General features: G+C 65.0%; 2 protein-coding genes. One reads left to right on the forward strand and one right to left on the reverse strand.

The window, feature by feature from the left end:
* A partial coding sequence (locus tag G3T14_RS24040) for a flagellar protein (protein ID WP_163644988.1) occupies positions 1-1,160 on the reverse strand: 1,160 nt, incomplete at its 3' end.
* 209 nt (positions 1,161-1,369) lie between these two features.
* Here G3T14_RS24040 and G3T14_RS24045 point away from each other — a divergent pair.
* The coding region (locus tag G3T14_RS24045) for a flagellar biosynthesis repressor FlbT (protein WP_163644989.1) at positions 1,370-1,701 on the forward strand (332 nt) is incomplete at its 3' end.

Below are 1,701 nucleotides of genomic sequence, written 5' to 3' on the forward strand. Positions count from 1 at the left end.
AGCGAGAGGGCCGAGATGCCGAGCGACTGACGGGTGGTCAGCGCCTGCGAGTTCGCGGCCTCTTCGTTGAGATCGGCACTGGTGAGGTTGGAGGCACCGGTGTCGAGGACGTTGATCACCTGCTTGGTGAAGTCCTGACGGTTCTGCACCACCGAGAGGTTCGAACCGAAGGTCGACGCCTGGGAGCGCAGGGTCGAGGAGGCGGAGGTCAGGCTGGTCAGGGTCGACTGGATGTCGGTGGAGAGCAGGAAGTTGCCCTTGCCATCGGCCGTCGTGCCGGAATCGCCGGCGATCGCCTTCAGGTTGAGGCCGGTGGAGGTCGAATCCACGCCCTGGATGTCGACGTTGGAGGTGTCCTTCTCGTTGAAGGAGATGTGCAGCTTGTTGGTGCTGGCGCTGCTCGAGAGCAGATTGACACCGTTGAAGCTGGAATCCTTCGCGAGCTGGTCGATCTGGGTCAGCAGGCTGTTGTACTGCGTCGACAGAGCGGCCCGCTCCTTGACGCCGGTGACGGCCAGGTCACCGCTCTGTCCCGCTGCCGAGACGGTGCCGTACTTGGCGGCCGGCGCCGTGCCGGCCTGGAAGCCGAGGCTGGTCTGGTCGGCGGTGGTGGCGAACTCGATGTCGGCACTGCCGCTGACGACGATCTTCGTGCCGGTGGTGTCCTTGGTGAAGGCGTTGCCCGCACCCTGAGCGCTGACGGCGGTGTTGAGGCTGGCGATCACGGTGTCGATGGAGTCGGTGGTCGCGGCGGCGGCGGTCACCGCGGTTCCGTTGACGAGCAGGCTGATCGTGCCCGAGGACGCGGTCACCGAGCTGGCGAAGGTGTTCTTGGCGGTGCCGCTGGTGGTGATCTGCGTCGCGAGCGCCTGGTTGGCGGTGGACTTGGCCGAGTCGACGAGCTTCTGGATCGAGGTCAGGCCCTGGTTGGCGGCCTGGATCGTCTGGATGCCGTTGGAGATGCCGTCGAGGAGGCTGCCGAGGTCCGACGAGCGGTTGGACAGGCTCTGCGAGGTGAAGAAGTTGGCCGGGTTGTCGAGGGCCGAGGAGACCTTCTTGCCGGTGGAGAGGCGGTTCTGGGTGGTCGAGGTCAGCGAAGCGGTGTCCTGCAGCGAGAGCAGGTTCTGGCGGGTCGCGGCCGAAAGGGTGACGCTGGACATGGGGGTGATCCAATTTTTGATCGAGACATCGGCGTTCTGCCGACGTCCCGAGACACCACGGGGCCCCCTACCCAGGCGTTAAGCCGATCGCTCGGAATCGCCCGTTTCGGGCCTTCGGACGCCGAAACCGGGGTTCGGGCGCCCGAGAGTTCAATCGCCGTTAACGAATGGTATCGATGGTCGACGCAGCGCGCGAACGGGAATGGATCATGGCCCTCAGGATCGAACTGAAACCCTCCGAGCGGCTGATCATCAACGGCGCCCTGATCCGGAATCTCGACCGGCGCTCCGCCTTCCTGGTGGAGACGCAGTGCAAGTTCCTGCGCGAGAGCGAGATCATTCGCGAGTGCGATGCGGACACGCCGTGCAAGCAGCTCTGCGTCACGCTTCAGGTGATCTACCTGGCCGACGATCCGGCCGAGGCCGAGAATCTCTTCGTGCTGCAATCGACGGCGATCCTGAAGGACCTGCCCGGCGCCGCACCCTACCTGCTCGAAATCCACGACGAGGTCGCGGCCAAGAACTACCACCGGGCGATCAA

Source organism: Methylobacterium sp. BTF04 (genome assembly GCF_010692745.1).
In the GTDB taxonomy this organism is placed as follows: domain Bacteria; phylum Pseudomonadota; class Alphaproteobacteria; order Rhizobiales; family Beijerinckiaceae; genus Methylobacterium.